The 26,193-nt window shown below is 67.4% G+C and carries 21 protein-coding genes and 1 riboswitch; of the genes, 7 read left to right on the top strand and 14 right to left on the bottom strand.

The features are described from left to right. Positions 1-151 precede the first annotated feature (151 nt). The 3 genes from argJ to ASE00_RS20845 are packed head-to-tail and all read left to right on the top strand — an operon-like array spanning position 152 to position 2,808. Complete coding sequence (gene argJ / locus ASE00_RS20855; protein WP_056383666.1) at positions 152-1,375, top strand: bifunctional glutamate N-acetyltransferase/amino-acid acetyltransferase ArgJ; 1,224 nt, start codon at positions 152-154, stop codon at positions 1,373-1,375. A 27-nt stretch (positions 1,376-1,402) separates the two neighbouring features. Then, positions 1,403-2,014, top strand: a complete 612-nt coding sequence (locus tag ASE00_RS20850) for a glutathione S-transferase family protein (protein WP_056383665.1) — start codon at positions 1,403-1,405, stop codon at positions 2,012-2,014. Continuing rightward, positions 2,011-2,808, top strand: coding sequence for an inositol monophosphatase family protein (locus ASE00_RS20845; protein ID WP_056383664.1), 798 nt, complete (start codon positions 2,011-2,013; stop codon positions 2,806-2,808). Before ASE00_RS20850 ends, ASE00_RS20845 begins: the two co-directional genes overlap by 4 nt. A gap of 39 nt (positions 2,809-2,847) precedes the next feature. Here ASE00_RS20845 and trxA read toward each other — a convergent pair whose 3' ends face one another. The 10 genes from trxA to ASE00_RS20795 form a co-directional block, all read right to left on the bottom strand. Then, a complete protein-coding gene (gene trxA, locus ASE00_RS20840) occupies positions 2,848-3,168 on the bottom strand; it encodes a thioredoxin TrxA (RefSeq protein WP_056383663.1) in 321 nt (106 codons plus the stop codon). A gap of 51 nt (positions 3,169-3,219) precedes the next feature. Continuing rightward, positions 3,220-6,651, bottom strand: a complete 3,432-nt coding sequence (addA, locus tag ASE00_RS20835; protein ID WP_056383662.1) for a double-strand break repair helicase AddA — start codon at positions 6,649-6,651, stop codon at positions 3,220-3,222. After that, positions 6,648-9,620: a double-strand break repair protein AddB gene (gene addB / locus ASE00_RS20830; RefSeq protein ID WP_056383661.1), complete on the bottom strand. Its 2,973-nt coding sequence runs from the start codon at positions 9,618-9,620 to the stop codon at positions 6,648-6,650. The genes addA and addB overlap by 4 nt, the downstream gene beginning before the upstream one ends. Positions 9,621-9,666: 46 nt before the next feature. Beyond that, complete coding sequence (locus ASE00_RS20825) at positions 9,667-10,383, bottom strand: nucleotidyltransferase family protein (RefSeq protein ID WP_056383660.1); 717 nt, start codon at positions 10,381-10,383, stop codon at positions 9,667-9,669. After that, positions 10,380-11,333: an aminoglycoside phosphotransferase family protein gene (locus ASE00_RS20820; RefSeq protein ID WP_056383830.1), complete on the bottom strand. Its 954-nt coding sequence runs from the start codon at positions 11,331-11,333 to the stop codon at positions 10,380-10,382. The genes ASE00_RS20825 and ASE00_RS20820 overlap by 4 nt, the downstream gene beginning before the upstream one ends. Further along, entirely contained in the window at positions 11,330-11,776 is a 447-nt protein-coding gene (gene tsaE / locus ASE00_RS20815) for a tRNA (adenosine(37)-N6)-threonylcarbamoyltransferase complex ATPase subunit type 1 TsaE (RefSeq protein ID WP_056383659.1), read from the bottom strand. The genes ASE00_RS20820 and tsaE overlap by 4 nt, the downstream gene beginning before the upstream one ends. A 165-nt stretch (positions 11,777-11,941) precedes the next feature. Next, on the bottom strand, positions 11,942-14,320 hold the full coding sequence (locus ASE00_RS20810) for a sensor histidine kinase (RefSeq protein ID WP_056383658.1): 2,379 nt from the start codon (positions 14,318-14,320) through the stop codon (positions 11,942-11,944). A 239-nt stretch (positions 14,321-14,559) separates the two neighbouring features. After that, complete coding sequence (ahcY, locus tag ASE00_RS20805; protein ID WP_056383657.1) at positions 14,560-15,981, bottom strand: adenosylhomocysteinase; 1,422 nt, start codon at positions 15,979-15,981, stop codon at positions 14,560-14,562. A 141-nt stretch (positions 15,982-16,122) separates the two neighbouring features. Then, positions 16,123-16,611 carry a hypothetical protein gene (locus tag ASE00_RS20800; protein ID WP_156405533.1) on the bottom strand — a complete coding sequence of 163 codons (489 nt, stop codon included), beginning with the start codon at positions 16,609-16,611 and terminating at the stop codon, positions 16,123-16,125. A 175-nt stretch (positions 16,612-16,786) separates the two neighbouring features. Next, complete coding sequence (locus tag ASE00_RS20795; RefSeq protein WP_056383655.1) at positions 16,787-17,347, bottom strand: YqgE/AlgH family protein; 561 nt, start codon at positions 17,345-17,347, stop codon at positions 16,787-16,789. Between the two features lie 24 nt (positions 17,348-17,371). Here ASE00_RS20795 and ASE00_RS20790 point away from each other — a divergent pair, with 24 nt between their 5' ends. The 3 genes from ASE00_RS20790 to ASE00_RS20780 all read left to right on the top strand — a co-directional run bounded on the left by ASE00_RS20790 (position 17,372) and on the right by ASE00_RS20780 (position 20,406). Further along, positions 17,372-18,346 carry a glycosyltransferase family 2 protein gene (locus ASE00_RS20790; protein ID WP_056383654.1) on the top strand — a complete coding sequence of 325 codons (975 nt, stop codon included), beginning with the start codon at positions 17,372-17,374 and terminating at the stop codon, positions 18,344-18,346. 108 nt (positions 18,347-18,454) lie between these two features. Continuing rightward, positions 18,455-18,937 carry a peroxiredoxin gene (locus ASE00_RS20785; protein WP_056383653.1) on the top strand — a complete coding sequence of 161 codons (483 nt, stop codon included), beginning with the start codon at positions 18,455-18,457 and terminating at the stop codon, positions 18,935-18,937. 20 nt (positions 18,938-18,957) lie between these two features. Next, positions 18,958-20,406, top strand: coding sequence for an AMP nucleosidase (locus ASE00_RS20780; protein ID WP_056383652.1), 1,449 nt, complete (start codon positions 18,958-18,960; stop codon positions 20,404-20,406). Positions 20,407-20,523: 117 nt separating this feature from the next. Here ASE00_RS20780 and ASE00_RS20775 read toward each other — a convergent pair whose 3' ends face one another. From ASE00_RS20775 to ASE00_RS20765, 3 genes are read right to left on the bottom strand one after another with little or no spacing between them, the layout of a single operon-like run. Then, positions 20,524-20,799 (bottom strand): hypothetical protein, encoded by a 276-nt coding sequence (locus tag ASE00_RS20775; protein WP_056383828.1) that lies wholly within the window; start codon positions 20,797-20,799, stop codon positions 20,524-20,526. Positions 20,800-20,827: 28 nt separating this feature from the next. After that, positions 20,828-21,895 carry a chemotaxis-specific protein-glutamate methyltransferase CheB gene (gene cheB / locus ASE00_RS20770; RefSeq protein WP_235538779.1) on the bottom strand — a complete coding sequence of 356 codons (1,068 nt, stop codon included), beginning with the start codon at positions 21,893-21,895 and terminating at the stop codon, positions 20,828-20,830. Positions 21,896-21,908: 13 nt separating this feature from the next. Next, positions 21,909-22,286, bottom strand: a complete 378-nt coding sequence (locus tag ASE00_RS20765) for a response regulator (RefSeq protein ID WP_082594882.1) — start codon at positions 22,284-22,286, stop codon at positions 21,909-21,911. Between the two features lie 617 nt (positions 22,287-22,903). Between ASE00_RS20765 and ASE00_RS20760 the strand changes: the two genes are divergently transcribed. Next, the gene (locus ASE00_RS20760; RefSeq protein ID WP_056383650.1) at positions 22,904-23,539 is read left to right on the top strand and encodes a response regulator transcription factor; all 636 of its coding nucleotides are present in this window, start codon (positions 22,904-22,906) and stop codon (positions 23,537-23,539) included. A gap of 252 nt (positions 23,540-23,791) precedes the next feature. Here the strand turns inward: ASE00_RS20760 and ASE00_RS20755 are convergent, their stop codons facing one another. Continuing rightward, the gene (locus ASE00_RS20755) at positions 23,792-25,696 is read right to left on the bottom strand and encodes a TonB-dependent receptor plug domain-containing protein (RefSeq protein WP_056383649.1); all 1,905 of its coding nucleotides are present in this window, start codon (positions 25,694-25,696) and stop codon (positions 23,792-23,794) included. A gap of 126 nt (positions 25,697-25,822) precedes the next feature. Continuing rightward, positions 25,823-26,024: riboswitch (cobalamin riboswitch) on the bottom strand. Positions 26,025-26,193 lie beyond the last annotated feature (169 nt).

The following is a 26,193-nucleotide window of genomic DNA, read 5'->3' as shown; positions in this document are numbered from 1 at the left end:
ACCCGGTGCAGATAGGTGTCGGCGTGGATTACGTCAATTCGGGCACGGTAACGGTATTGGGACAGACTCGTTCCGTGCCTGACATAAAATCCTCGTGCTTCAAATATGGGGAAGGGGTGCCTATAGCCGCGCGACATCAGCGGAGTTGCCCATGGACCGTTCGCCCCTCGCCCCTGACAGCTTTCCCGCGTTGCCCGCCATTGCCGGCGTCCGCGCGGCGGTGACGCGCGCGGGGTACAAGAATTGGGAGCGCAGCGACCTGACCTACGTCGCCTTCACGAAGGGGACGGCGGTCGCTGGCGTGACGACGAAGAGCAAATGCCCTTCGCCCGAGGTCGAGTGGTGCCGCGCCGCGCTGCCGCTGGGCCGGGCGAGGGCGCTGGTCGTCAATGCCGGCAATTCGAACGCCTTCACCGGCAATCGCGGCCGCGCCGCGGTCGAGGCGATCACTGCCCGGGTGGCGGGGGCGATCGGCTGCAAGCCGTCCGACGTCTTCGTCGCCTCTACCGGGGTGATCGGCGTGCCGCTGCCGATCGACAAGGCCGAGGCCGGGATCGATGCGGTGCTCGCCGCGCCGCAGGCGAGCTGGGAAGAGGCCGCCGCGACGATCATGACCACCGACACCTTCGCCAAGGCCGCCACCGCCTCGGCGATCGTCGGCGGGCAGCGGGTCGAGCTGGTCGGGATCGTCAAGGGTTCGGGGATGATCGCCCCCGACATGGCGACGATGCTCGGCTTCATCTTCACCGATGCGGCGATCGCGCCTGGATTGCTTCAGGCGATGCTCGACCGGGCCAATGGCAAGAGCTTTTCCTGCATCACGGTAGACGGTGACACCTCCACCAGCGACACCGTGCTCGCCTTTGCGACGGGCAAGGCGGGCAACCCCCCGCTCGAAACGATCGACGATGCCGGTGCGGACGCTTTCCAGGCGGCGCTGACCGAGATCTGCCTCCAGCTCGCCCATCTCGTCGTGCGCGATGGTGAGGGCGCGTCGAAGTTCATCAGCATCACCGTCGAGGGCGCGGAGAGCGACGAAAGCGCGCATCGCATCGGTCTCTCGATCGCCAATTCGCCGCTGGTGAAGACCGCGATCGCGGGCGAGGACGCCAATTGGGGCCGGGTGGTGATGGCGGTTGGCAAGGCGGGCGAGCCGGCCGAGCGCGACAAGTTGTCGATTCGCTTCGGCGCGACCCAGGTCGCGGCGGGCGGCCTCGCGGTCGAAGGCTATGACGAGACCCCGGTCGCCGCGCACCTCAAGGGGCAGGAGATCGACATCGGCGTCGACCTGGGCCTGGGCAATGGCCGCGCCACGGTTTGGACCTGCGACCTCACCCATGGCTATATCGCGATCAACGCCGATTATCGAAGCTGACACAGGCTGACCGCGAAAGAGGACATCATGACATTCATCATCTGGGGCCGCCTCAACTCGCACAACGTCAAGAAGGTCGCCTGGCTCGCGCTCGAGGCGGGGATCGCGCATGAACGGCGCGACATCGGCGGCCCGTTCGGCTTCACCGACGACTATCTGGCGATGAATCCCAACCGGCTGATCCCGACGATCGAGGATCATGGCTTCGTGTTGTGGGAGTCGAACGCGATCCTGCGCTACATGGCCAGCCAATATGCGGGCGAACTGTGGCCGACCGACCTGCAGCTTCGCGCCTCGGCCGATCGCTGGATGGACTGGCAGATGTCCTATGCGGACGCGCAGCGCGATGCTTTCGTCAACCTGGTCCGGAAGGCACCGGCCGATCGCGACATGGCAGCGGTGGCGAAGTCGGCGAAGCTGGCGGGGGAGATGACCGCGATCCTCGACGATGCGCTGTCGCGGCAGCCCTGGCTGTCGGGTGGCGACTTCGGCATCGGCGACATCCCGATGGGGGTGTCGATCCACAGCTGGTTCACGCTCGACATCGAACGGCCCGAGCGGCCGCATGTCAGGGCCTGGTATGAAAAGCTCAAGGCGCGTCCCGCCTATGCCGCGACGGTGATGATCCCGCTGACATGATGCATAGCCTCTATCAGCCCGTCCTCGACCTGATGCATCGGGTTGCGCGGGACATCATGATGCCGCGCTACCGCAAGCTCGGGGCGCACGAATATGCCGAGAAGACGCCCGGCGATTTCGTGACCGTCGTCGACCGGGAGTCCGAGGAACTGCTGAGCGCGGAACTCGCCCGGCTGGTTCCCGGCGCCCGGATCATCGGCGAGGAGGCCGCCGCCGCCGATCCCTCGATCGTCGATGCGGTCGGCGAAGGCCCGGCGTGGATCATCGATCCGCTCGACGGCACCAATAATTTCACCGAGGGGAAGAGCCCCTTCTGCATCATGATCGGGCTGAGCATCGACGGCGAGCGTGAAGCCGGCTGGATTCTCGATCCGGTCACCGGCCGGGTCTTCCATGGCGTGCGCCGCGGCGGCTGCTTCGTCGATGGCGAACGGGTGTTGGCGCGCCGGTCGACGGGTGCGCTGCCCAAGGCGGCCATCGCGACCTATTTCATGCCCGAAGAACGGCAGGCCGACGTCCGCCGCCGCGCCGAAGGGAAGATCGAGATCGTCGACATCCCGCGCTGCGCGGGCGAGCAATATCCCCGGCTGATCCTGGGCCAGAACGACATCGCCCTCTTCGAGCGGACAATGGTCTGGGATCACGCGCCGGGTGCGCTGATGCTGGAAGAAGCAGGCGGCAAAGTGGCGCGGCACGATGGTGCGCCTTACCGGCTGGCGGTGCCCGGCGTCGGGGCGATCGCCGCGAACTCACCGGAGATGTGGGATCTCGCGAAAAGCGTGTTGTTCGACTGATTCGTCCGCCCCGGCCGAGACCGGGGCGGTCATAACCTCTTACAGCTCGCTTTCCAGCCAGCCCTTCAGCTGGCTCTTCGGCGCGGCGCCGACCTTGGTGGCGGCAGGCTGGCCGTTCTTGAACAGGATCATCGTCGGGATGCCGCGCACGCCATAGCGGCCCGGGGCGTCGGGATTTTCGTCGATGTTGATCTTGGCGATCGTCACCTGCTCGCCCAGTTCGTCGGCGATCTCTTCCAGCGACGGCCCGATCATCTTGCACGGCCCGCACCATTCCGCCCAGAAGTCGACCAGCACCGGCTTGTCGGCGTTGATGACGTCATCATGGAAGGACGAGTCGGTGATGGCTTTGGTCGGCATGCTAAAAAACTCCTTAGGTTGCCTGAGATGTAGGACGGCGTTCGGCCATGCTCAACGGCCTGCGCCCTGCTTTTGCTCCTCCCCCCTAAAGCCCGGCTTGTGCGTTTCCAGCAGGGTCGTGGGGATATCGATCAGGATCGGCCCCGCGGTGTACAGCAGCGCCACTTCGACCCTGCGGCCTGGGAAAATGACGCTTAGGGCCGCCGCATAGGCCGCCATCTGCTTGATATGGTGGAGCGGGGCGGCATCCAGATCGGCGGGCGCGCGGCGGCCGGTCTTGAAATCGACGACGAGGATGCGGTCCTCGCGGACCAGCAGACGGTCGACCGTGCCTGCGATCACCTCGCCATCGACGACCGCGGCGATCGGCGCCTCGGCCAGCGCGTCGGGTCCGAAGATCGCGGAGAAGCGCGGATCGGCGATCACCCGGCAGGCATCTTCGGCCAGCGCTCTCGCATAGCCCGCATCCTCGACGCCCGTCGAGCGGAGCAGCCAGCGTTCGGCGGCGGTTCGGCGGTCGCCGGGGGCGATGGCGGGCAGGCGCTCGAACAGCGCGTGGAGCAGCGTGCCGCGCCGCGCCGCCTCGCGCATCGCGGTGGACGGCGGCGGATCGGCGACATCGTCCGCGCCGATCGACGAGGGGGCGAGCGGACGCGGCGGGCGCGCCTCCAGCGGCGCGGGCGCGCGGAGCCAGGCCGGTTCGGCGAGGACCGGCGTTTCTCCGCGCGGGCGGGCCGGGACGCTGGCCGCGCCAGGCTTCACCGTGCCTCGATAATGGCGCGCACTGCCCCACAGCGCATCGTCCTCGGGCTCGCTGCCCAGGCCCGCCATCGCCTGCTCGATCGCCTGATACCAGCTTGAAGGCGGCGGGACGCCCCGCGCGCGGATGCCCAGCGCGCCACCGATCACCAGATGCTCCTGCGCTCGGGTCAGCGCGACGTAGAGCAGCCGCCAATGTTCCTGACGCTCGCGCGCGGCGAGATGTTCGGCCTCCTCGCGCAGCGCGTCGACCATCTCGGTCTTACGCGGGCGCAGCACCGGCACCGGGATCGGCGCGGCCTCGTCGATCGCCCAGTCGAGCCGCCGGTCAGGGCTCAGATCGGGATCGGCGGTGGCGTCGGCAAGGATGACGACCGGCGCTTCGAGACCCTTCGAACCATGGACGGTCATCACCCGCACCGCGTCGAGCGGAGCGGAGGGGTCGCGGGTGATCTCGACATCGCCGCGATCGAACCAGTCGAGGAAGCGCTGGAGCGAGGCGGTCGCGGTGGCTTCGAACTGCAACGCCGCGCCAAGCAGCTCCTCGATCGGGTCGCGCGCTTCCGCGCCCAGCCGGCGGATCAGCTTGCGCCGGCCATCGAGCGGCCCGGTCAGCAGATGTTCGAGGAAGCGATAGGGGGTGGTGAAGTCGGCGCGGCCGAGAATGTCGTCGAGCGCCTGGTTGACCTCGGCCCCGCCCTTTGCCCGCACCGCGTCGATCAGCGCGCCCTTGCGCCCGAAGCCGACCGCATGGAGCCGGTCATGGTCCCAGCCGAACAAAGGTGAGACGAGCAGCGCGGCGAGGCTCAGATCATCCTCGCGCTGGACCGCGAAGCGCACCGCGGCGAGCAGATCCTTGACCGCCAGCGGCGCGGTCAGGCGCAGCCGGTCGACGCCCGCCACCGGCACTTTCTCGGCATGGAGACGCGCGACGATCAGCGAGGCGAGGTCGGCGCGGCGGCGGACGAGGATGAGGATGTCCTCGGGGCGGATCGGCCGTTTTTTGCTGGCGAGCCAGACGCGGTCGTCGAGCCACTGCCGCACCTGCTTTGCGAGGCGGCTGGCATAGCTGCGCGTGACATTGTCGGCGAAGCCCTCCTCACCGTCCTCGTCGATCGCCTCGTCATGGGCGAGCGGCTTCCACAGCGTCACCCGGCCCGGCATCGGGCTATGGGCGGCATGGGCTTCGGTCGCCGTGAACAGTCCCAGCTGTTCGTGGCCAAGGTCGGTGATCAGACGGTCGACGACTTCGAGTACCGCAGGCGCCGACCGGAAGCTGCGATCCAGCGAAAGGCCGCGGAACTCCCGATCGACCTGCAAGGCCTTGAGCGCGAAGGTTAGGCGGGCGCGTTCGAATTCGCGCGGATCGGTGCCCTGGAAGCCGAAGATCGCCTGCTTGAAGTCGCCCACGGTGAACAAGGTGCGCAGCGCATCGCCGCGCGCGCCGGCCCCGGCGAAGAACTCCTCGGCGAGCCGGTCGACGATCGACCATTGCGCGGCATTGGTGTCCTGCGCCTCGTCGACGAGGATATGATCGGTCGTCTGGTCGAGTTTGAAGCGGACCCAGTCGCCCATACCCGGCGTGTCGAGCAGGCGGACGGCGGCGCGGATCAGGTCGTCGAAGTCGACCAGCCCGGCGGCGCGCTTGGCCTGGGCATAGGCCAGCGCATAGCTCTGCCCCGCGCGCAGCCCCGCGCCGATCACCGCGGCCAGCGCGGCGCGGGTGCGCAGCGACAGCAGATAGCCGATCTGTTCGGCAAGGCCTGCGCAATGCTCGGCATAGGCAGGCTCTGCCTTGATCAGCCCCGCCTGATATTTGCGCGGCTCGAAGCTCTTGGTTAGCGCGACGAACAGCACTTCTTCGAGCATCGCCGCGCGCGCTTTCGGATCGGCGCTGAGGAAGCGGGCGAGGATATCGGCGTCGCGCAACCCGCTCGCCGTGTTCCACGCGGCATTGGCGGCGGCGATGGCGCGGAAGCAGCCGAGGTCGAGCTCGGCGCAACCGCGCTCGATCGCCTCCTCGACATCGCCGAGCGGTGCACCGAACGCCCGGCGCAGCCGAGGCTCGATCGTCTCGCGCGCGCCCAGCGCCGCAAAGGCGTCCGACGCGCGGGAACAGTCGATCAGATAATCCTCGGCACCGCCTTCGCCCAGCCGGAGGCTGAGGGCCTGGATATCGGCGATCAGCCCCAGGTCGCCGCCCCGCGCCGCCGCGTCGAGCATGTCGGCGAGCGTCCGCCGTGCCAGCGCCGCCTCCTCGCGCCCTTCGATCGGGCGGAAGCCCGGGGTCAGCCCCGCCTCCGCTGGAAAGCCGGTCAGCAGCGTCTGGCAGAAGGCGTGGATCGTCTGGATGCGCAGGCCGCCGCCCGGCGCGTCGAGGACGCGGGCGAAGAGCTGGCGCGCGCGCTTCAGCGCCTCGGGCCCGCTGTCCTCGCCGAGGCGGGTCAGCTCCTGCACCAGCTTGCTATCGTCCTTCAGGCCCGCCCAATGGGCCAGGCGGCGGTGGATGCGTTCGGCCATCTCGGCCGCGCCCGCCTTGGTGAAGGTCAGGCAGAGGATCGCCTCGGGCGCGGCCCCGCCGAGCAGCAGGCGCAGCACCCGCGCGGTCAGCACATGGGTCTTGCCGGTGCCCGCCGACGCCGACAGCCAGACCAGCTCGCGCGGATCGGACGCGGCGCGCTGCGACGGCAGCAGCGGATCGAGCGGCTTCATCCGCGCGCTCATGCGCCGGGCTCCCCATCGCCGCGCCCATACCATTCATCGAAGCGCATCAGCTGGTCATAATCGGCGTAGGGCGAATATTCGGGCGCGATCTTCGCGGTGAAGGGTTCGTCGCCGGTGAGCCAGCGCTTCACCGCCTGGGTCAATATCCCAGCGGCGTGGGTGGTGAAGTCGTCGGGCAAAATCTCGCTGCGCCCGCCGACCGGCGAGCGGATCTGCCCGAAGGCGTCCCGGTCCTTGGCGAGCGACCAATATTCGAAGACCAGCGGCCGGCCGGTCACGTCCTTGAAGCCGCCTTCCTCGGCGATCAGCCCGAGCAGGCCGAGCTGCATCGAGAAGCCCGCCTTGACCTGTGCCGCGCTCGGAGGCTTGCCGGTCTTATAATCGACGATCGCTAGCGTGCCATCGGCCAGCCGGTCGATCCGGTCGACCTTGCCCTTCAGCGTGATCCCGGCGACCTCGATCCGCCCGTCGACCTCGGCGGCGATCGGGCGGCGGCCCTCGGCGGCAGCCGCGCGCATCCGCTCGGCGACCCAGCGCAGCGCTTCGATCAGCCGGGGCTCCCACAGCGCCTGCATCACCGGATGCGCCGCCATGTCGCGCAGCATCGTTTCCGCGCGTGGAATCAGCCGGTCGGGGTCGCAGCCGTCCACCTTCATCCATGTCTCGAACACGTTGTGGACGGCGGTGCCGCGCCACGCTGGGGTCGGGTCGGCGTCGACCGCGTCGAGTGGGCGCAGCTGCATCATCGCGTCGGCGTAGAAGGCGAAGGGATCGGCCTGGAGCCGGTCGAGCTTGGTGACGGCGATGACGGTCGGGCGGTCCGCGACCGGCGGAGCGGGGGCGGGCCGGTCGAAGCGGACGCGCTCCCCAGCGGGCCGGTCGATCGCCGCCGCCCAGTTGGGCAGGCGATGCTCGCGGGTCATGCCGCCGGTCATTGCCTCCAGCCGCAGCCAGAAGCGCGACGCGATCGTCGGTGCGCGCGCGTCGCGCCGGGCGCGGGTGATGATCACCTCGGGCGCGCCCAGCGCCATTGCGAAGTCATGCGCCGACAGCCCGATGCGCGCATCGAGCCCGCCCAGCCCGAGTTCGGCGCGGATGCGCGGCGCGAGCCAGGGGTCGGGGCTGGGCAAGGCGGGCCAGACGCCCTCGTTGAGCCCGCCCAGCACCATAAGGTCGGCGTGCTGGAGCCGCGCTTCGAGCAGACCCCAGATCGACAGGCGGGGGTGGCCGCCCTGCGGCGGGCGGATCGCGATGCCGTCCATCATCAGGCGCAGCGTCGGGCCGAGGCTGGCGGGCTGGAATTCGGCTGGCCCGAGCGGCGCTGTAGCCTCCAGTTCGGCGATCAGATCGGCGGCGGCGCGGCCATCGGGCCCCGACCAGCCCGCGTCGTCGGACAGGATCGTGACGGCTTCGCGCAGCGCGGGGAGGAGCGCGGCCAGGCTGGGCCGGGTGAAGGCCGCTTCCAGCGGTTCGAGCAGGGGCCGCACCTCGTCCCACCAGCTCTGTGCAGGTGCGCGCACGCGGGCGGTATAGCGGTCGCCATCGGCGAGAAAGCGGGTGACGCCATCGAGTCCGCCCGGCGGCCTTGGCCCCCGCAAGGCGATGTCCAGCTTGCGCGCGCCATCGAGCCAGGGCCCGCGCGCGTCGCCGCGCCGGACCAGCGGATGCTTGAGCAAGGCGAGCAGCGGCACCGGTGCGAAGCCCTCCGCCGCCGCTTCGGCGATCGCGAGCAGCAGCGTCCCCGCCGGGGTCAGCGACAGCGGGCTGCCCGCCGAATCATCGGCGGTGATCCCCCAGCGCGCGAGATGCGCGGTGACGCGGCGGGCGAGGACGCGGTCGGGGGTGACGAGCGCGGCGGTCCGCCCCGGCGTCTCGATCGCCTCGCGCAGCGCCAGCGCGATCACCTGCGCCTCCTCGGACGGGTTGGCGAGCTCGATGGCGCGGACCCCGGTCAGCCGCCGCTCCTCGGGGGGCAGGCTGTGCCATTTGTCGGTGAAGATCGCAGGCGCCATCGCGTTTGCGATCGCGGTGGCGCGCACCGATCGCGCGTCGCGCCCGCTCGCCCAGCGCCAGCTCTCCACCTCGTCGCGCCCCACGCCCATCTGGTCGAGCAGCCGCTTCAAGGCGAATTGCGGATGGCTCTCAATCGGCCGTGGCGGCCGCGCTCCCTCTTCGTCCGCTTTGTGCGGGCCCAGCGCGTCCCACTCGTTCCGGCGTTTCGGTTCGATATCGACGCCGGGCAACACGACCATGCCACGCGGCAGCCGCGCAACGACACCGAGCAATTTCGCCACCGCTGGGGTCGTGCTGCTGATGCCTGCCGCGATCACCGGCCCCGGCGGCGGAGTCTCGCGCCAGCTGCGCCGCACCCGGTCGAGCAGCAGATTGCGGCGCTCGGCGAGGTCGATCCGCCCGCGCGCGGCGCGTTCGGCGGGCCAGCGGGTCAGGATCGCGTCGAGCATGTCGAGCGACCGCTGCCAATGTTCGGAGAGATCGGGCAGGTCGATCAGTTCGCGCAGCCGCGCAGGCGGCACCTGCTCGATCAGCAACTGGTCGAGGGTGCGGCCCAGCTCGCCCGCCAGGCGGATCGCCTCGCCGCCGTCGATCGGGTCGCCCGCCGCCGCACGCGCCTCGCCGGTCAACCGGGCGAGGATCATCTGCCGTTCGAGCGGGTCGATCGCAGGCGGGATAGGGTCGGAATCGTCGCTGCCGATCGGATCGAGCAGGCCGCCGAGCCGCTCGTCGAGCTCGGGATCGCCGATCGCGACGAGGCGGGGCAGCAGGAGCCCGCCCTCGGCGCGGCGCACAAAGGCGTCGTTGATCGCGCGCGCGGCGCGGTTGTTGGGCACGAGGATCGCGGCGCGCGCGAGGCCCAGCGGTTCGCCCCCGAACATCGCGATCAGCCCGCCCGCGAGCGCATCGGCAAAGGCGCGATGCGCGGGGATCGTAAAGACGGCGGGGCGGGTCATCCAGAGCTACTCTAACGCCTCCCCCCTCGCTGCCAAGGGAGTGGAGTCAGGCCAGTCCTAGTAATGCCTCGGTCTTGCCGATCGCGGGCGGAGTGCCGACGTCGAACCAGAGGCCCTGATGAACAAAACCATAGGCGCGGCCCGCCGCAATCGCGCGTTCCCACAGCAGCATGAAGCCGAACGGCCCTTCGGGGATATCGGTGAACATCCGCTTCGAGACGATCTGGATGCCGGTGTAAACGAACGGGGCGACCTTGGATGGGCGACGGCGGATGATCCTTCCGGCCGGGTCCATATGGAAATCGCCGAGCCCGCTATGGCAATTGGCGCGGGCGAGGGGCACGAGCAGCAGCAGCGCGTCCATCCTCTCCTCATCCCAATGCTCGGTGAGCAGGGTGATCGCGTCGCGCGGCCCGTCGATCCACAGATTGTCGCTGTTGGCGATCAGGAAGCTGTCCTCACCGATGAGCGGCAGCGCCTTGGCGATCCCGCCCCCCGTTTCGAGCAGAAGGCTGCGTTCGTCCGACACCTTGATGTCGAGATCGGCTGCACGGCGCCTGAGATGCGCTTCGAGCGCATCGGCGAGATAATGGACGTTGACCACGACCTTGCCGATCCCCGCCGCGCGGATGCGATCGAGGACATGGTCGAGCAACGGCTTGCCCGCCACTTCGACCAGCGGCTTGGGCCGCGTCGCGGTCAGCGGCCGCATCCGCTTGCCGAGGCCTGCGGCGAGGACCATCGCGGTGTTGATCTCGCTCATGCGGCGTTCCAGTGCGCAGCGCGCTTCTCGGTCGGTACATATGCGTCGAACCATGCCTTGACCGGAGCCAGCGCAGGATGCGCCAGATCGCGTTCCAGATAGCCCCAGACGCGCGGCTGGAAGGCGAGGTAGCGTGGCTTGCCGTCGCGCTTCCACAGCCGGGTGAAGATGCCGAGGATCTTGGCGTTGCGCTGCGCGCCGAGCAGGGCATAGGCGGCGGCGTCGAACGGGCGGCGTTCGGCGTAGCGCGCGATCATCGCGGCTTCGACCGCTTCCGGTACGTCGCGGCGCGCGTCCTGCAGCAGCGAAACGAGGTCATAGGCGGGGTGGCCGGCCAGCGCGTCCTGGAAGTCGAGCAGGCCGAGGCTGCCGTCGCCGAGCAGCATGATATTCTCGGCATGATAGTCGCGCAGCACGGTGATCGACTGGTCGCGCGCGATCGGGGCGAGCGCCTCGTCCCACGCCGCGGCATAGTTGGCGGCATCGGCCTCAAGTCCGACCGCGGGCATGTACCACTCCGGGAACAGCCCCGCCTCGCGCTGGTAAACCGCCATGTCATAGGGCGGCAGCCCGCCGTTCGCCGCGCCATGGAGATCGGCGAGCAGGTCGATCGCCTGGGCATAGATGCGGGTCTCGGCGACGGGATCGGCCTCGATCACCTCTTTCATCCGCGCATCGCCGAAATCCTCGAGCAGGATCAGCCCCTGCTCCAGATCCTCGGCCAGGATACGTGGCGCGCGGAAACCGATTTTTTCGAGGTGGCGCGCAACCGCGAGGAAGGGGCGGCTGTCCTCATGTTCGGGCGGCGCATCCATCAATACCGCGCTGTCCGCACCGCGCACGACGCGGAAATAGCGGCGAAAGCTGGCGTCCCCGGCGAGAGGCAGGATCGCTCCCCCGCCCCATCCGGCGCGGTCGAGAAAGGCGGGTGCGTGGGCAGGGGGAATCATCGAAGCGGCCATCGGCCCTCCCATGCCGCGGGCGCCTGCCAAGTCAAGCGGCGTGCATCGTCGCCGTCCCTTTCGATGGTGAGGCGCAAAGCATCGGGCCACAGCATCGAGCCCATCCGCTCGGGCCATTCGATCAGCAGCGCGCTGTCGCCGCGCGCCTCGTCGAGGCCGAGTTCCTCGATCTCCTCAGGATCGTCGATCCGGTAGAGGTCGACATGCCAGAGCGGCAGGCTGAGCTCGGGCGGTGCATAGGGGATGACGATCGGGAAGCTGGGCGAGGGTACTTCGCCGCTGAAACCCAGGGCTTCGATCAAGCCGCGTGCGAAGCTGGTCTTCCCCGCGCCCAGGTCGCCCGCCAGCGCGACGACGTCGCCGGGGCGCAGGACCCTGGCGAGGGATGCGCCGGCGGCGGCGGTTGTGTCGGGTCCGATGAGGCGTATCACGACGCCCGGAACTCGTCCTGCTGAACTTGTTTCAGCACCCACCGGGAGGCAGAGACGATCCTGGCGGTGACACGGATGATGGTCGCATGAGCCTCAGGGCTTTCTCCAGGGCTCGGAGTGGATCCTGAAACAAGTGCAGGATGACGATTCCAAAAGCCGTGCACCTTATTCGAACGCCTCGCCATGCCGCCGGGGCAGGTGGATGGTCACCGTCGTCCCCCGGCCCGGCTCGCTTTCAAGCGCGATCGAGCCGCCATGCGCTTCGACCAGCTGGCGGGTCAACGGCAGGCCGATGCCGATCAGCTGCTTGCCCTCCTCATTATTCGCGTCGATGCGCGGATAGCTGTCGAACACGCGGGCGCGCTGGGCGGCGTCCATGCCCTGTCCGGTGTCGGACACCGTCCAGATGATCATGTCGTCGTCGCCATGCGCACGGATCGTGACGCGGCCCTTGGGGGGCGTATAGCTGATCGCATTGTTGAGGAGGTGATCGGCGATCTGGCGCAGGCGGCGCGGGTCGCCGCGCATCAGCCCCAGTTCGGCTTCGATGTCGACGACCAGCGACACCGGCTTGGCGGCTGCGGGGCGTTCTGCGGCCTCGATCGCCTCGCCCAGCAGCCCGCCGATGTCGACATGTTCCTCCGCCAGCGGCAGGTTGCCGGCCGCCCCCTGGGTCAGGTCGAGCACGTCCTCGACCAGCGAACCGAGCCGGCCGACCGAGGCGAGGATCGCCTTAACATATTCGCTGGCGACGGCGGGGAGCTCCCCGGCATAACCCGCATCGAGCAGTTCGGCGAACCCGGCGATCGAGGTCAGCGGCACGCGCAGTTCGTAGCTCATGTTCGCGACGAAGGCGGTCTTGAGCTTGTCGGCTTCCTCCAGCGCGTCGGCGCGGCCGCGCAACGCCTCCTCGATCCCGCGCGAGGCGGTGATGTCGAGCAGGGTGAACAGCGCGTTGCCGTCGGGCAGCGGCACCACTGCGAAGTCGAAATAGCGGCCATCGGCAAGCGCCATCCGCCCGGTGCGCGCCTGGCGGTCGACAGTCGCGATGCGGACAAGTTCGCGCAGCAGCTGCGCGCGCGACGGATCGGCGAGCTTGGCGGCGACCAGCTCGACCATCGCGTCGACGCGGAGATTCTGCGCGACGTCGGCGTCGGACAGGCCCCAGATGTCGCGGAAGCCCTGGTTCCAGATGTGGAGCCGCCCGTCCGAGGCGAACACGCCGATCGCCTCGAACAGATTGTCGAAGGTCGCGGCGCGGACGCGGAGCAGCGTGTCGCGGTCGCTCGAAAGCTTCACCTGCTCGGTGCGGTCCTCGAAGAACAGCAGCAGCCCGCCATTGGGCAGCGGCTGCGCCACGACGCGCAGATGCTGGCCGCCGGGCACGGTCCAGGTCTCCTCGATGGCGTCGACCGCGTTGAACCAGGCGCGTCGCTCGGTCTTCCAGCCGGGGAAATCGCGCGCCTCGGGCAGGCGCTGGGTCTCGCGCATCCGCTCCAGCACCCGATCGAACTCGGGCCGGTCGGCCAGCCATTCGGGCGCCAGTCCGAAGAATTGCAGGAAGGGCTGGTTGTAGAAGACGAGGCTGCGGTCGGGCGCGAACTGGGCGACGCCCGCCGACAGACGGTCGAACAGCTCGCGCTGCGCCTCCTGGAAACTGCCCAGCTCGGCGCGGGTCTGCTCGAGGTCCTGGATGTCGAAGGCATAGCCCGCGACGCCATGCTCGCCCATCGGCACGTCGACGATCCGCATCGTCCGGCGCTGGCCCGACAGGGTGACGGGGACGACATTGGTGTTGATCCGGCCGGTGTCGCGCGCCGCGAGCGCGGTGGCGCGGGGGGCGCGGCCCTCGGCGGCGTCGATCAGCTCGACCCCGCGGGTGACCACATCCTCCGCGCTGTTCCCTTCGACCGCCGCGACATAGGCCGAATTGACCAGCGCGAGCTTCAGGTCGGGGCCGCGATGCCACATCGGGAAGGGCGCGGCCTCGATCAGCGCGAGGCAGCTGTCGAGCGCATCGCTGATCGCGGCGGCCTCGTCCGACAGGCGGGTGATGATCCGCTCGCTGTCGCTGTGATCGAACAGCCAGATGATCACCCCGTCGCCAATCGGTGCAGGGGCGGGCCGGCCGCGCGCCATCAGCACCCGGTCGGTACCGCTGAGGTGGAGCACGCGTTCGAACGGACGTCCCGCCTGATTGGCGGCAGCGACGTCGGCGGCCAGCCCCTCGGCGTCGACCACCGATATGCCGCCGCCATCGTACGTGGCCATGGCGTCGATGCTGAGGGGGACGGCGGGCAGTCCCAGCCAATGAGCCAGGCGGCTATCAGCGGCGACGCGGCCGTCGAGGCCGACGCGGAAGGGCAAAGCGGGGGCGGTCCCGATCAAGGCGGCCTGCCGCTCGATATCGCGCGCGCGCGCCTTGGCGACCGCGTCGCGCCGCAACCCCATGATGATCGCCGCGACCGCCGCCGCCACCCACAGCGCGACGATGATCGCAAGCATCAGCGCGGCGATCGGATCGAGCTGGATCATGTCGGACATGGCACGCTTCTAGGGTCGCAGTCGGCGCGCCGCAATGGCGTGGCACGATGCGCGTACAAGCCCATCGTCATTCCCGCGCAGGCGGGAATCCATATTCTCAAAGGCTCGAACCTCTTGCGGTTCGGAGGTTATGGATCCCCGCCTTCAGCCTTTGGCTGAAGTTTATCCTGAGCGCCTGTAAGGCAGCCGAAGGGCGGGGAGGACGAGGAGGTGCGCGAACCGGCCCCTCCTCGTATCAATCAATAACGATAGTGGTCCGGCTTGAACGGCCCTTCGGTGCTCACGCCGATATAGCCCGCCTGCTTCGGGGTCAGCTTGGTCAGCTGGACGCCGAGCTTCTCGAGGTGGAGCGCCGCCACCTTCTCGTCGAGATGCTTGGGCAGGACATAGACCTCGTTCTTATACTGGTCACCACGCGTCCACAGCTCGATCTGCGCGAGCGTCTGGTTGGTGAAGCTCGCCGACATCACGAAGCTCGGATGGCCGGTCGCGCAACCGAGGTTCACCAGGCGGCCCTTGGCGAGCACGATGATCTGCTTGCCGTCGGGGAACTGCACCAGGTCGGTGCCCGGCTTCACTTCGGTCCACTTGTAGTTCGACAGCGCGGCGATCTGAATCTCGCTGTCGAAATGGCCGATGTTGCAGACGATCGACATCGGCTTCATCGCGGCCATGTGGTCGGCGGTGATCACGTCGGCATTGCCGGTCGCGGTGACGAAGATGTCGGCGCGCTTGACGGCCTCTTCCATCGTCACGACCTCGAAGCCTTCCATCGCCGCCTGGAGCGCGCAGATCGGATCGATCTCGGTCACCATCACGCGGGCGCCGCCGTTGCGCAGCGACTGGGCCGATCCCTTGCCGACATCGCCGAAGCCAGCGACGCAGGCGATCTTGCCGGCGAGCATGACGTCGGTGGCGCGGCGGATCGCGTCGACCAGCGATTCCTTGCAGCCATAGAGATTGTCGAACTTCGACTTGGTGACGCTGTCGTTGACGTTGATCGCGGGGAAGGGCAGCTCGCCCTTCTTGGCGATCTCGTACAGGCGGTGAACGCCGGTGGTGGTCTCTTCGGACACGCCCTTCAGATTCTTGACGGTCCGGGTCAGGTAGCCCGGATATTTGGCGATGAACGCCTTCAGCGCGCGCTGAAACTCGACTTCCTCTTCATTCTCGGGCTCGCCCAGCGTCGCGCCGGCTTCGAGCTTCGCGCCCCACAGCGCGAACATCGTGGCGTCGCCGCCATCGTCGAGGATGATGTTGGCGGTCTGGCCGTCGCCGTCGGCACCCCAGTTGAAGATGTCGCCGACATAGTCCCAATAATCGGCCAGGCTCTCGCCCTTGACCGCGAATACCGGCACGCCCGACGCGGCGATGGCGGCGGCGGCATGGTCCTGGGTCGAGAAGATGTTGCAGGTCGCCCAGCGGACCTCGGCGCCGAGCGCGGTCAGCGTTTCGATCAGCACCGCGGTCTGGATCGTCATGTGCAGCGAACCGGTGATGCGCGCGCCCTTCAGCGGCTGCGACGCGCCGAATTCGGCGCGCAGCGCCATTAGGCCCGGCATCTCGGTTTCGGCGATGTTGATCTCGGCGCGGCCGAAGTCGGCGAGACCGATATCGGCAATGACATAATCGTTCGTCTTGGTCGCAACGGCGGTAGCCACCGGGCTTCTCCTTGGGGCTGGGGCAGCCGGGGACACCGGCGGCAATGCCGGGCGCAATAGCGACAGAGCTGCTGCGATGCAAATATAAAGATTTCTTTATATGCGACATACTCCCCTCCCGCACGCGGGAGGGGGCTCGGGCTAGCGCCCCACCACCGCCATCGTCTCCTGCCCGCATCGTCCGCCCGGCAGCGCCGGGTTCAGCCCCTGGCGGTCGGCAATCATTTCCAGCCCTTCGCGCGAATTGGCCATCAGCGCGGCCTCGGCGGCGACGCTGCGCGCGCCCTCGCAGCTGTCGGCATTGGTCTTGCCCGCGCCATAGGCGTTGGCGAGCGAGGTGGTGAAGCGGTCATAGGCGGTCTGGCCGTAGACCGGTCCCGCCGAGCCGATGAAGAAGGCCTTGATCCGGTCGTTGGCCGCGCCGATCGCGCCACGGTTGCCGCGCACGAAGGCGTTATAATCGGCGGAGATGTTGAACCCCATTGCCTGGCACCGCAGCGTCTCGACCATCAGGAAGGTCTGGAGATCGCGCACCCGCGCCGCGCTCGCATGGTCCGTCGACCAGCAGCCGGCATTCGCCGGCGACACCGCCGACAGCACGGCCGCAGCCGCGCACAAAAATCTCCGCATCGGAAAGTCCCTGCCCCTGAAGGCGGCTCCCACCGAGCCGCTACCCCGCCGGAAGATTGACGCGAAGCCTTGAGCAAGTCTTGCGGAAGGTGGTTAAGGGCCGGTCTGAAAGTATAACTAATTCAGTGCGATACCGTAATGAGATGCCTAGTGCACGGCCAGGGTGTCGCCTTGTCTACGCCTGGCCGCTGGTCGATGCGAGCAGGCGTGGATCGATACCGGCCGATCGCATTGCGGCATCCCATCGCCGCGGAGCGTCATGCTCGAATAACAGGCTGTCCTCGCCCCGAGTCGCGAGCCAGCCATGGCGGCGCATCTCGCCATCGAGCTGGCCTTCGCCCCAGCCCGCATAGCCGAGCGCGACCAGCCAGTGCTTCGGCCCTTCGCCCGCGCTGATCGCGCGCAGTATGTCGAGGGTGGAGGTCAGCCCCCAGCGGCCATCGACGAGCAGGGTGTCGCCGCCGGTCCAGTCGGTGCTGTGCAGGACGAAACCGCGCTGCGGCTCGACCGGCCCGCCCGCATGGATAGGGCAGTCGGGGGCCACCCCCGGTTCGATCTCGAGCTGTTCGAGCAGCTGGTGGAGGGTGATGCCGGGCATGACCCGGTCGACCCCGACGCCGAGTGCGCCCTCGTCGTCATGCGCGCACATCGCGATCACCGCCTTCTCGAACCGCGGATCGCCGATGCCGGGCATGGCGAGTAGATATTGTCCGCGGAGAGAGGCTGGCGCATCCATCGCCAGCTTTTATAGTCCTCCTCCATGGCGACGAAAAGCGGGGAAGCGGGGAGCGAAGATGCAGGCGGGGGCGTCCCCGCCGCGATCACCATCGTCATCCCCGCCTATGGGGTCACCACCATGCTTGCCGATGCGCTCGATTCGGTGCTCGCGCAGGATCGTGGCGACTGGCGTGCCATCGTCGTCGACGATGGCGACGCGCGGGTCGCACCCTATGTCGAACCCTATCTCGCCGATCCGCGCATCCGCTTCCTGCGAACCGACAATGGCGGGCTGCCCACCGCGCGCAACCGGGCGATCGCCGTCTCGGACACCCCCTATGTCGCGCTGCTCGACGGCGACGACATGTTGGAGCCCGACTTCGTCTCGTCGATGATCGCCGCGATCGAGGCCAGCCCGCGGATCGGCTTTGCCACCGGTGACGCCACCTTCTTCGGCGCGGACCGCGTCGGCGAACGCTTCTCCTCCTATTGTGCCCAGGCCCTGCCCGCGACGCTGGAGCGCGTCATTCGGCGCGAGTTCAATATCTTCGGTCTGACCGCGATGCGGCGGGAGGCGATCGAGGGGATTGGCGGTTTCGACACCGGACTGAAATCGTCCGAGGACCTCGACGCGTGGATCCGCCTGCTCGCGGCCGGGTGGGAACTGGCCTATGTGCCGCGCCCGCTGGCGCGCTATCGCCGCCGCGAGGGGCAGATGTCGGGTAACACGCCGGTGATGCTGCGCACCGCCCATGCGGTGATGGACAAGGCGCGCCGCGAACTGGCCGGGCGGCCCGAAGCGGCGGCGGCCGGCGAGATGTGCGCGCGGATCGAACGTGACATGGCGGTGGAGGACGCCTTCGCCCGCATCGCCGCCGGGGACAGCCGGGCCGGGGTGGCCGAGCTCGTCCGGCTCGGCGTGGACAACCGCAGTCCGCGCTGGCGGCGCGCGATGCGGCTGATGCGGATCGCGCCGTTCCTCGCGCCGCTGCTGCTGAAGATACGCGAACGCGTATGACCGCGGCCCAGGGTGCGCGCGGTCGGATTAAGGCTCGCAATCGCGCCGCATAAACTGCAACATGGCGGTGCTACCACCGCCATGGGGCGGAAAAGACAGGAGAAACAGATGGCGATCGGCACCGGCGACCCTATCCCCGCGACGACCTTCAAGGTGATGACCGACGACGGCCCCGCCGACGTGACCAGCGACGCGCTATTCTCCGGCCGCACCGTCGCGCTCTTCTCGGTGCCCGGGGCCTTCACGCCCACCTGTTCGGCCAAGCACCTGCCCGGCTTCATCGAGAAAGCCGATGAACTCCGCGCCAAGGGTATCGACGAAATCGTCTGCACCGCGGTCAACGACGCCTTCGTGATGGGCGCCTGGGGCAAGGCAGCGGGCGCCGACGGCAAGGTGTCGATGCTCGCCGACGGCAATGCCGATTTCGTCAAGGCGATCGGCCTGACGATGGACGCGAGCGGCGCGGGCCTCGGCCTGCGCGGGCAGCGCTTCTCGATGATCGTCAAGGACGGCGTCGTCACCACCCTGAATGTCGAAGCGCCGCGCGACTATAATGTGAGCAGCGCCGAGCACATGCTCGGGCAGCTATGAAAATGCATGAGGAGTCCTAATTGCCATCCACCCAAAGTCTTGAAATCGTCGGTCAGCTCGACGCGATCTATCAGCAATCGGTTTCCCGGCTGCGCGCCGCGCTGACCCATTATATCCGAACCGGCGAACGCCCCGATCCCGCGATGCGCGGCAATGGCGCCTTCGCCTATCCCGAAATCCGGCTGCGCTATGACGGCGCGCGCAACCCCGGCCCGCTCGGCCGCGCCTATGGACGGCTCCAGGCGGCGGGCGATTATGCGATCGCGGTTACCCAGCCCGCGCTGTTCGCCGGATATCTCGCGCAGCAGATCGACCTGCTCGTCGATGATTTCGGGGTGACGGTCGAGGCTGGCGTCAGCAAGACCGAGATTCCCTATAATTATGTCCTCGATGCGGGCGACGACCTCGACCTCACCGGGGCCGCGCCGGTGGACCTGGCGCGGATCTTCCCGTCGACCGAATTATCCCACATTGGCGACGAACTGGCCGACGGCCTGTGGGTGCAAGAGGAGAATATACCCCGCCCGCTCGCGCTGTTCGATGCGCCGCGCGTCGATTTCAGCCTCGCGCGGTTGCGCCATTACACCGGCACGCCGCCGGCCCATGTCCAGAACTATATCCTGTTCACCAACTATCACCGCTATGTCGACGAGTTCGTCCATTGGGCGATCGAACAACTCGACGGCGACAGCCGCTATACGATGCTCAGCGGCGCGGGCGGCGTGGAGATCCGTCCCGGCGATCCCGACCCGAAGCAGGCGATTGCCGACAGTGCATGGCGCAAGCATCAGATGCCCGCCTATCATCTCGTCGCCCCCGACGGGTCGGGGATCAGCCTGGTCAATATCGGCGTCGGCCCGTCCAACGCGAAGACGATCACCGACCATCTGGCGGTGACGCGGCCCGCGGCGTGGCTGATGATCGGCCATTGCGGCGGCCTGCGCCCCAGCCAGCGGATCGGCGACTATGTGCTGGCGCACGCCTATCTGCGCGACGATCATGTGCTCGACAGCGTCCTGCCCCCTGAGATCCCGATCCCAGCGATCGCCGAGGTGCAACAGGCGCTGACCCACGCCGCCGAGATCGTCTCGGGCGAAAGCCGCGAGCAGCTGAAGCTGCGGATGCGCACCGGAACGGTGGTGACCTCGGACGACCGCAACTGGGAGCTGCGCTACACCGCCTCGGCGCTACGCTTCAGCCAGAGCCGCGCGGTCGCGATCGACATGGAATCGGCGACGTTGGCGGCGCAGGGCTATCGCTTTCGCGTGCCCTATGGAACGCTGCTGTGCGTTTCCGACAAGCCGATCCATGGCGAGATCAAGCTGCCCGGCCAGGCCAACCGCTTCTACGAGCGCGCGATCGCCGAACATCTCCAGATCGGCATCGCCGCGGTCGGCCTGCTGCGCGGCGAAGGGGCGCGTCTACACAGCCGTAAGCTTCGCGCGTTCGACGAGCCGCCGTTCAGATAGGCGGCTTCTCTTCTGTCATCCTCGCGAATGCGGGATCCATAACCTCCGAAGCGCAAGAGGTTCGAGCCTTCGAGAATATGGATTCCCGCCTTCGCGGGAATGACGGTGGTGGATAGTTTAGTGTGTCTTCTGATTGAGCGTCGCCAGACGCGCCGGGATGCTCTCGAGCTTCGCGGCATGGCTTGCGGCGTGGAGGTCGTCCGCGCGCAGGATCGAGGCGATCGACGCGCAGCGCTGGCCGACATGGTCGAGCGACTGAAGCTCGGTCATGTGCCGCGTGGCGACATTGGCGTCTCCGATCAGCGTGACCCCGAGCGCCTCTAGCTGAGCGCGCGCCGCGTCGAGTTCATCGGCGAGCATCGCGAGAAGGTCTTCGTGGCTGATCGATGTCATTAGCGCCCCCCGGCCCAGCATCCATGCGTCAGGCCGCATCGGCGATGCGGCGGCAATTCTCCAGGATCGCGCCCGCGATCCGGTCGAGCGGCAGGTCGCGTTCGATCACCCCGGCTTCGCGCGCGGCGGCGGGGGCCTGGTCGACCAGGCAGGTCAGCGAATCCTGCGATATGGTGTGCGCACCGGTCGCGCGCAGCGCCTTGAGCCCTGCGACGCCGTCAGAGCCCATCCCGGTCAGGATGACCCCGACCGCATTGGCGCCGGCGGTCTTGGCCGCGGTGGCGAACAACAGGCTCGCCGAAGGGCGGATGCCATTGACCGGGTTCGACGCGATCAGCCGCACCGAAGGGTCGGGCCAGCGATCGAGCACCGCATGGGTCGCGGGATCGGTGACGATCTGGATTTCGCCGCGGCGCAACGGCCGGCCGTCCTCGGCAGGTACCACCTTGGCGTGGCACAGCGTCTTCAGCCGCTGGAACAAGGGCGGCACGAAGCCGGGCTCGATCTGCAGGTTGATCACCGTGGGCGGGCAATCGGCGGGGAAGGACGGCAGCAGCTGCAGCAGTGCGTCGACGCCGCCGGTCGACGTGCCCATCAGCACGACCTTGCCGTTCCAGTCATAGCCGACCGGCGCGGGCTGGACGGCGGTCGCCTGCGGCGGCGGTGCGTCCTTGGCATAGCGTGCGAAGCGGACATTGCCGTTGGCGGCGGCCTTCACCAGCGAGCAGAGCTTGGCGGCGAACTCATCGCGATTTTCCGAGCTGGGTTTCGGAAAGCAATCGACCGCGCCGCGCTCGAGCGCCTGGAAACTGGTCTCCGCGCCCTTCTGGGTCAGCGAAGAGAGCATGATCACCGGGGTTGGCCGGTCGCGCATGATCTCTTCGAGGAATTCGAGGCCGCCCATGCCGGGCATCTCGACGTCGAGGGTCACGACATTGGGCCGCTTCTCGATCATCAGCTGGCGGGCTTCGGCGGCGCTGGCCGCCGTGCCGACGACCAGGATGCCCGGGGCGCGCTCGAAGATCGCGCCGAAGAAGGCGCGCATCGTGACCGAGTCATCGACGACAAGAACACGGGCAGTGACGGGAGGCTTCAACGCGCGTTCTCCGTCACAAGGCGGCCTGGCGGACAGCGGACTCGAGCTGCGCCGGATTGAAGGGCTTGACGATCCAGCCATCGGCCCCGGCTTCGCGGGCGCGGGCCATTTTCTCGTCGGAGCTTTCGGTGGACAGGACAAGGATCGGCATGTCGCTGTACGGGCCCTGCGTGCGCACCGTCTCGACCAGCCCGTAACCGTCCATGTTCGGCATGTTGATGTCGGTGATCATCAGGTCGGGGCGCTGATTGGCGGCCAGCCACTCCAGCGCGGCTAGCCCGTCCTCGGCCTCGGCGACGTCATAGCCCTGTCGCGAAAGCGCACTGCGCAGCAGCATTCGCATGCTGGGCGAGTCATCGACCGTTAAAATCAGCTTGGGCACGCACGTCATCCCGTCAAGAGGCTCACCGGCCCATGGGTCACCCGTAGGGCAAACCCGTTAACAGCGCGTTTCCTTCGATGGTGCGCCGCGCAACCAAGCCGATTTTTCGCTGCTCGGGGCCGGCACAGCGGCACTGACCTGTCGGCGAATTGACGCCGTTTGCCGCAGCTTCGTCATAGGTAGAACTCCGGGGGCGCGGCGGTGTCGGTCTCATTTATAGCAGATTTTCGCTGGATTTCTTTTCTGCGCTTCATTGGGGTGGTCTCGCCCTGCTGGGCGCCGTTGCTGTTGGCATGAAGTGATATGGCATCTCATAATCGATATATTATAATATAATTTCCCATATCCTTAAAAATGCACTGCAATATTACAAGAAATTTGGATGAGCACGCTATGAGTGAACGATCTCGTCCAGATGATCGTCGCTGATAATTCGTTTTGGCCTCGTGGGGATGGCCAAAATATCTTGCTGGAATCATAATGAGCCCCTCACTGACTTTATTGTTTCTATTAGGTAATGAAGTTGATCATATTTTTTTGTTGCACATGCGGCGGCGCTGGGTAACTAACGAAAAAAGCACGCCTTTTGGGCAAGGGGGACGGGTAGGCATGGACGCGGGCAGGCCATGACGACCAAAGCTGTTCTATATGTCGTCGACGATGAGGCTATCGTCCGGGCGTCGATCATCAGCCTCGTTCAGGCGCATGGTGATTTCGAATGCCGCGAATATTCCAACGGCGACGATTTCCTGGCCGATCTCGATGGGTTGGCGCCGGGCTGCGTCGTGCTCGACCTTCAGCTCGATGGCGCCAGCGGTGAGACGGTGATGGAAGTTCTGGCGCAACGGATCAGCGTGTTTCGCACGATCGTCATCACCGGCTTCGGCGATTTCTCCGCGGCGATCGAGGCGTTTCGCGCCGGAGCGGTCGACTTTCTCTACAAGCCTTATGAGATGCGGCCGCTACTCAATGCGATCGACCGCGCCTTCCATCTCCTCGATCACGGCGTTGAACCGCCGGACCTGGTTGCCGATGCGAAGGCGCGGCTGGCGCGGCTGAGCCCGATCGAGCAAGAGGTGCTGGCGAGGCTGATCGGCGGGCAGACCAACCAGGATATCGCCAAGACGTTGCAGCTCGAGCCGCGCACCGTGCAGGTCCATCGCGCCCGCGCTCTCGCGGCGATCGAAGCGGCGTCGGTTCTGGCGGCGGTCCGCACCGCCGCCATCGCGGGGTGGACGGGCGCCGCTCCCGGGGCAGCCTGAAGGCTCGCAAGGCCTGCTGCGAATCTGCGGCGTTCAGCGCCCTAGGGTTAACCCGGATCGTATATTCACGCAGTGCGGGGTTGTGACGGCGCGTCCTATATAGCCGTGCCGCGGGCGAATGGCGCCGATTCCCGGCCGCTTTGTCCCCAATCCGAAGCCGTTGGGTGCGACACCTGCCGGCGCGATCCGCCTGAGCGGCCGACAGGACCGGCAACCTCCCCGGCCGCCGGTCCTGTCTCCCTTCCGCTTCCGTCAGTAACGCAGCCGGATTCCGGCGTAGGCCGCCCGGCCAGGCTGTCCGTAACCGGCGGCGGTCTGATAGCGCTCGTCGAACAGATTCTCGATCCGTCCATAGAGCTCGATCGCCCCGGTCACCGGGAAGGCTGCGCGCAGATCGACGAGCACATAATCGCCTAGCAGCGACGTGTTGCCCGCATTGTCGAAGCTTTTCGAGACATGGGTGATCGTTGCGCCGGTGCTTAGCCCGAACGCCCAGCGATAATCGCCGGTCACATTGACCACGTTGCGCGGGCGGCGGGCGAGATCATTGCCGAAATTGGGATCGGTCGGCTCGCGGTTGATCGCCTTGCTATAGGTGTAATTGGCGGTGAACAGCAGATCGCTCGTCGGCGTGATGCGTAGCTCCACCTCGGCGCCGCGCGCCCGGGCCCGGGCGATATTCGCATAGGTGAAGGTGCCGAGGTCGAAGTCGATCTGATTGACCGTCTTGCGCTGGAACCATGTCGCGCGCACTTCCACCGCGTCGCCGATCAGCTTCTGGGTTATGCCCGCGTCCCAGCCCTTCGCCTTTTCCGGCCGCAAGCCGTCAAAGCCGAAGCTGCCGTAGAGCTGATAGAGCGACGGCGCCTTGAAGCCTTCGCCATAGCTGGCGCGGATGACGGTCGACCCGGCATTCGGCGTATAAGCGAGGTCCGCGCTCAGAGTGGTCGCGTCGCCGAACTGATTATGGTCGTCATAGCGGACGCCCGCGCCGACGTTCAGTCCCTCGATCGGCTCGGCATGCGCATCGAGATAGACGCTGTCGAGATTGGCCTTTTCCTTCGACAGGAATGCCGGCGTGCCCGCAGGCAGGAAATAGGCGTCGAGGGTCCGCAGCTTTTCCTGCTGATGCTCCGCCCCGAAGGTCGCCCGGGCGATGCCGAGATCGGCGATTCCCTGATATTCGAAACGCAGATTGCTGCCGCGCGCGTCGAAATTCTTCACGATCGCGGCGGCCGGATCATAAGTGTCGCGGTCGATCCGAGTGAAAGATGCGGCGATGCGGTTCTTAAACCTGCCGTCGAACATCTCGGCATTCAGGCCCCCATAGCCGACGATCTGGTTCTGGCGCTGATATTCGCCGGTGTCTCCGAACGCAAAGGGGGGAGAGGAGGAGAAGCCGTCAAGGTCCACCTTGCTCCTGGTGTAGAAGCCGCGCATGTCGAGCGAGGCCCAGTCGCTCAGTTCGGTGTTGGTTTTGATATAGATGCCGAACAGGTGATATCCGTCCTTCTCGGTGCCGCCCTCGGCGACCGAGATGCCGTCGGTGGTCAGATAGCCCGCGCCCGCGCTGATCGCGGTGGGGCCCACCCGGCCGGTGACCGCGCCCGACAGGCGGCCGGTTTCGAAGCTGCCATATTCGCCGGTGGCGCGCAGCTCCAGGCTATCGGTCGGCGCGCGGGTGATGATGTTCACCACGCCGCCGATCGCCTGGCTGCCCCACAGCACCGACTGCGGCCCGCGCAGCACTTCGATCCGTTCGAGATTGTCGGTCAGCAGGTCTGCAAAACTGAAGCCGCCGCCGGGCGAGGATGGGTCGTTGAGCTTCACCCCGTCGATCAGGGCGACCGTCTGCTCGCTCTGCGCGCCGCGGATGAAGACGCTGGTGATCGTGCCGAGGCCGCCATTGCGCTGGATCGTCACGCCCGGCATCGTACGCAGGATGTCGGCGACCGACGCCGTCTGCCGCTGTTCGAGCGTCTCGATGCCGATCACGCTGATCGACTTGCCGACCTCGGACAATTTCTGCTCGGATCGGCCAGCCGTGACGACGATCGTCTCGCCATCGGCCGCGGCCTCGTCGGCCCAGGCAGGGGTGGACAGGATGGCGGGCAACAGCGCCAGCGCCGGTATCAGTGTCTTTGTAAACGTCCGCATGGATTCCTCCCATGGATCAAGCCATGGAGCCATGCGCGGAAGAGAATGCCTGCCCCGCGCACGACTCCCGTCGAACGTCGTCACGCGAGGATATGGCCTCGATCATGTGGTGCACCCCGCCCGCATGATGGAACGACCGCGACGGGCAGGTTTCCTGGCTCTCGGGTCGTCGCGGTTCGTCCGGTCTTCCCAGATGCCGGAGCACCCAGTGACATGGTGGACGATCGCTCTCCGATCACAGTTGCGGGGGCAGCTTCGGCCTGCGGGACCACCCGCTTCCGAATTCCCTTTTTTCCCGTTTCCGGGAACCTGTCGCGTCGGCGCCTCTAGACGCCGTCGCCGCGACGCGCAAGCCGTTCGTTGCGATGCAGCAACGATGGCCGGTCCGCGGCATTTGTGCGCTAGTGCGTTTTTCGGGGGTATTTTACGCTGTATCGAGGCAGCATGTGATCGGGGCGCCCGGGTCGATGTGTGACCGGCGACACAGCAATGCGTCG

Source organism: Sphingomonas sp. Root710, from assembly GCF_001429065.1.
In the GTDB taxonomy this organism is placed as follows: domain Bacteria; phylum Pseudomonadota; class Alphaproteobacteria; order Sphingomonadales; family Sphingomonadaceae; genus Rhizorhabdus.
The sequence above is the reverse complement of the archived record's forward strand: the minus strand, read 5'-3'. Positions and strand labels throughout refer to the sequence as shown.

What these genes read in the sequence shown, in the direction of transcription:
- ASE00_RS20760 (WP_056383650.1), top strand. Translation starts at nt 22,904, where the DNA reads ATGACGACCAAAGCTGTTCTATATGTCGTCGACGATGAGGCTATCGTC.
- addB (WP_056383661.1), bottom strand. Translation starts at nt 9,620, where the DNA reads ATGACCCGCCCCGCCGTCTTTACGATCCCCGCGCATCGCGCCTTTGCC.
- ASE00_RS20800 (WP_156405533.1), bottom strand. Translation starts at nt 16,611, where the DNA reads ATGCGGAGATTTTTGTGCGCGGCTGCGGCCGTGCTGTCGGCGGTGTCG.
- trxA (WP_056383663.1), bottom strand. Translation starts at nt 3,168, where the DNA reads ATGCCGACCAAAGCCATCACCGACTCGTCCTTCCATGATGACGTCATC.
- ASE00_RS20820 (WP_056383830.1), bottom strand. Translation starts at nt 11,333, where the DNA reads ATGATTCCCCCTGCCCACGCACCCGCCTTTCTCGACCGCGCCGGATGG.
- ASE00_RS20825 (WP_056383660.1), bottom strand. Translation starts at nt 10,383, where the DNA reads ATGAGCGAGATCAACACCGCGATGGTCCTCGCCGCAGGCCTCGGCAAG.
- ASE00_RS20850 (WP_056383665.1), top strand. Translation starts at nt 1,403, where the DNA reads ATGACATTCATCATCTGGGGCCGCCTCAACTCGCACAACGTCAAGAAG.
- ASE00_RS20775 (WP_056383828.1), bottom strand. Translation starts at nt 20,799, where the DNA reads ATGACATCGATCAGCCACGAAGACCTTCTCGCGATGCTCGCCGATGAA.
- addA (WP_056383662.1), bottom strand. Translation starts at nt 6,651, where the DNA reads ATGAGCGCGCGGATGAAGCCGCTCGATCCGCTGCTGCCGTCGCAGCGC.
- ASE00_RS20765 (WP_082594882.1), bottom strand. Translation starts at nt 22,286, where the DNA reads ATGACGTGCGTGCCCAAGCTGATTTTAACGGTCGATGACTCGCCCAGC.
- ASE00_RS20785 (WP_056383653.1), top strand. Translation starts at nt 18,455, where the DNA reads ATGGCGATCGGCACCGGCGACCCTATCCCCGCGACGACCTTCAAGGTG.
- ASE00_RS20810 (WP_056383658.1), bottom strand. Translation starts at nt 14,320, where the DNA reads ATGTCCGACATGATCCAGCTCGATCCGATCGCCGCGCTGATGCTTGCG.
- ASE00_RS20845 (WP_056383664.1), top strand. Translation starts at nt 2,011, where the DNA reads ATGATGCATAGCCTCTATCAGCCCGTCCTCGACCTGATGCATCGGGTT.
- ASE00_RS20795 (WP_056383655.1), bottom strand. Translation starts at nt 17,347, where the DNA reads ATGGATGCGCCAGCCTCTCTCCGCGGACAATATCTACTCGCCATGCCC.
- ASE00_RS20755 (WP_056383649.1), bottom strand. Translation starts at nt 25,696, where the DNA reads ATGCGGACGTTTACAAAGACACTGATACCGGCGCTGGCGCTGTTGCCC.
- ASE00_RS20790 (WP_056383654.1), top strand. Translation starts at nt 17,372, where the DNA reads ATGGCGACGAAAAGCGGGGAAGCGGGGAGCGAAGATGCAGGCGGGGGC.
- argJ (WP_056383666.1), top strand. Translation starts at nt 152, where the DNA reads ATGGACCGTTCGCCCCTCGCCCCTGACAGCTTTCCCGCGTTGCCCGCC.